The organism is Saccharopolyspora sp. (assembly GCF_017434145.1).
Taxonomy (GTDB): Bacteria; Actinomycetota; Actinomycetes; order Mycobacteriales; family Pseudonocardiaceae; genus Saccharopolyspora_C; species Saccharopolyspora_C galaxeae.
In genome coordinates this window covers 1-3,391 of the sequence record NZ_JAFRFW010000282.1, presented here as the reverse complement: position 1 = coordinate 3,391, position 3,391 = coordinate 1, and the positions used below count along the sequence as shown (strand labels likewise).

General features: G+C 70.2%; 3 protein-coding genes. 1 reads left to right on the top strand and 2 read right to left on the bottom strand.

Features of this window, described 5'->3' with window-relative positions:
• Nucleotides 1–100 precede the first annotated feature (100 nt).
• Entirely contained in the window at nucleotides 101–1,834 is a 1,734-nt protein-coding gene (locus IJH84_RS07840; protein WP_295142094.1) for a pyruvate dehydrogenase, read from the bottom strand.
• 96 nt (nucleotides 1,835–1,930) lie between these two features.
• Between IJH84_RS07840 and IJH84_RS07835 the strand changes: the two genes are divergently transcribed.
• Complete coding sequence (locus tag IJH84_RS07835) at nucleotides 1,931–2,845, top strand: LysR substrate-binding domain-containing protein (protein WP_295142091.1); 915 nt, start codon at nucleotides 1,931–1,933, stop codon at nucleotides 2,843–2,845.
• Nucleotides 2,846–2,933: 88 nt separating this feature from the next.
• Here the strand turns inward: IJH84_RS07835 and IJH84_RS07830 are convergent, their stop codons facing one another.
• Nucleotides 2,934–3,344 carry a Rid family hydrolase gene (locus IJH84_RS07830; protein ID WP_295142089.1) on the bottom strand — a complete coding sequence of 137 codons (411 nt, stop codon included), beginning with the start codon at nucleotides 3,342–3,344 and terminating at the stop codon, nucleotides 2,934–2,936.
• Nucleotides 3,345–3,391: the final 47 nt, after the last annotated feature.

Below are 3,391 nucleotides of genomic sequence, written 5' to 3'. Positions count from 1 at the left end.
GCGCACCGATTACGCGTCACTGTCCGAACAGGACGGATGAGTGCGGCGGCGATGAACCGGCGCCCTCGCCCGGCGTCGCGGGCGAGGGCGCCGCATCCGGTCACGGCCGCGGGATGTTGCGCAGGTTGCTGCGCGCCAGGTCGAGCATCTTGCCGACACCGCCGCTGAGCACGGTTTTGCCCGCGGCCAGCGCGAATCCGCGCACCATCTCGCGGCTGATCTTGGGCGGGATGGACAGCGCGTTCGGGTCGGTGACCAGCTCGACCACCGCGGGCCCCGGCTCGGCCAGCGACTTGCTCAGCGCCCCGCGGACGTCGCCGGGCTCGGTCACCCGCCGCGAGCGGATCCCGCAGGCTTCGGCGATGGCGCTGAAGTCGACCGGCGCGTGGTCGGTCTCGTAGTCCGGCAGCCCGTCGACCATCATCTCCAGCTTGACCATGCCGAGGCTGGCGTTGTTGAACAGCACCACCTTCACCGGCAGGTCGTAGGCGGCGAGCGTGAGCAGATCGCCCATCAGCATGGCCAGCCCGCCGTCGCCGGAGACCGAGACGACCTGCCTGCCGGGCTCGGCCAGCTGGGCCCCGATCGCGTGCGGCAGCGCGTTGGCCATGCTGCCGTGCCGGAACGAACCGACGACGCGGCGTTTGCCGTTCGGAGTGAAGTACCGGGACGCCCACACGTTGCCCATCCCGGTGTCCACTGTGAACACGGTGTCGTCGGCGGCGACGTCGTCCAATATGGACGCCGCGTACTCTGGGTGGATCGGTTTGTGGTCCTCGATCCTGGTGGTGTAGGCGTCGACGACCTTCTCCAGGGCGCGGGCGTGCTCGTGCAGCGTCCGGTCCAGGAACTCGCGGTCGGTGCGCTGCGCCAGCTTCGGCAGCAGGCCGTCGATCGTCGCCTTGACGTCGCCGTGCACGCCGAGGTCCAGCGTGGTGCGCCGACCCAGCCGCTCCGGATCGATGTCCACCTGCACGGTCCTGGCCTGCGGCAGGAAGTCGTCGTAGGGGAAGTCGGTGCCCAGCAGCACGACCCGGTCGGCTTCGTGCATCGCGTCGTGGCAGGCGCCGTAACCGAGCAGCCCGCTCATGCCGACGTCGTAAGGATTGTCGTGCTGGATCCACTCCTTGCCGCCGAGCGAGTGCCCGACCGGGGCGTTCAGCCGCCCGGCCAGCTGCATGACCTCGTCGTGCGCGTCGGCGCAGCCCGCGCCGCAGAACAGCATGACCTTCTTGCTGTCGTCGAGCAGTCCGGCGAGTTCGTCGAGCTGCTCCTCGCGCGGAACGACGGGCGCCGACGGGGGAAGCGTGACCTGCTCCTGACCGGGGTGTGCGGCCTTCTGCTCGGAGACGTCGCCGGGCAGCGTCAGCACCGACACGCCACCGCGCCCCAGCGCGGTCCGCATCGCGGTGCGCAGCAGCCGCGGCATCTGCCCGGACTGCGACACCAGCTCGCTGAAGTGGCTGCACTCCTGGAACAACCGGTCGGGGTGGGTCTCCTGGAAGAACCCGGTGCCGATCTGCGCGGACGGGATGTGCGAGGCGATGGCCAGCACCGGGGCGCCGCTGCGGTGCGCGTCGTACAAGCCGTTGATCAGGTGCAGGTTGCCCGGGCCGCAACTGCCCGCGCACACCGCCAGCTCGCCGGTGACCTGGGCCTCGGCGGCGGCCGCGAACGCCGCGGTCTCCTCGTGCCGAACGTGGACCCACTCGATCCCGTCGGTGCGGCGCACCGCGTCCACGATCGGATTGAGGCTGTCGCCGACGATGCCGTAGATCCGGCGGACACCTGCGTTGCGCAAGGTGTGCACCAGCTGCTCGGCCACTGTGGTCACGTTCGACCTCCCTCGTTTCCGGTTGCACTTCCAGGCTGCCGCAGTACTCCTGATGCGTCCAATGCCTGGATGTCCTGAGCTTCATGCGGTGGGAGCATGAGTGCCATGGAACTGCAGGTCTTGCGCTACTTCCAGGAGGTCGCCGACGGGGCGACGGTGACCGGCACCGCATCCCGCGCGCACCTCACGCAGTCGGCGTTGTCCCGCGCGCTGGGCCGGCTGGAGCACGACCTCGGCGCGGCGTTGTTCCAGCGGGTCGGCCGGTCGCTGCGGCTGACCACCGCGGGCCGGGTGTTCAAGGAGTACGCGGACACCATCTTGGAGCAGTACGACCGCGCCGGACGAGCCGTCGCCGAAACCGTCGACCCCGAGGCGGGCGTGATCCCGCTGGCGTTCCTGCACACCTTGGGGACCTGGCTGGTTCCGCCGCTGCTGAGCGGTTTCCGCGAGCAGTACCCGCGCACCCGCTTCCAGCTGCGCCAGCACGGCGAGGAGGCGCTGCGCCGCGAGCTGCTGGACGGCACCGCCGACCTGGTGATCACCAGCGGTGATCCGGGCGATCCGCTGATCCGCTGGCAGCGGTTGCTGGTGGAACCGCTGCGGCTGGCCGTCCCGCCGCAGCACCGGCTGGCCCGGCGCAGGCGGGTGCGGCTCGCCGAAGCCGCCGGGGAGACGTTCATCCTGCTGCGCCAGGGGTACGGGCTGCGCGCGCGGACCGAGGACCTGTGCGGGCAGGTCGGTTTCACCCCCAGCATCGGCTTCGAGGGCGAGGAGGTCGACACCCTGCGCGGCCTGGTCACCGCCGGTCTGGGCGTTTCGCTGCTGCCGCTGCCGCAGACGGCCACGGACCCGCCGTCCACGACCGAGCCGCCGACGCCGCACTTGGAGGTCACCGACGTGGAAAGCAGCCGCGACATCGGGTTGGCCTGGCTCGCGGGCCGCGCGCTGCCGCCCGCCTCGGAGCGGTTCCGCGAACACGTGCTCAGCCACCCGGCGCGGGCGATGAGCTGACGGCGCAGCGGCGCCCGATCACCGGCGAATACCAGTGCTGCTACGCGGATTCGCAGTCTCCAGCGCTCGTTCGGCGGGGACGTGATCTTCAGTCGAGCACGGCGAACGCCTCGACCTCGACGAGCACGTCGGGCTCGAAAAGGTAGTCGACACCGATCACCGACAACGGCGGCAGGGGGCGCGGTATCGCGAGCTCGTCGGTGACGTGCTCGATGCCTGCCATGAAGCCGGGGTACTGGTCCGGAGTCCAATGTGCGACGAAGAACCGCAGGCGTACGACGTCGGCGAAACCGGCGCCGGCTCCGGCCAGGCCGCGGGCGCTGTTGCGCAGTGCGTGCGCTACCTGGCCGGTGAGGTCACCGGTTGCGACCGGATTCCCCTCGGCGTCACGGGCGATCTGGCCCGCCACGTGCACTTGACGAGTACCTGTGCTGATCGAGACGTGGTGGTAGGGGACTGGACCGAACATGCCATCGGGGGTCAGCAACCGCACTGCCATGAGTGATCCTTTCGAACTGTTCGGGCAGGTATCCGACACCTACCTGG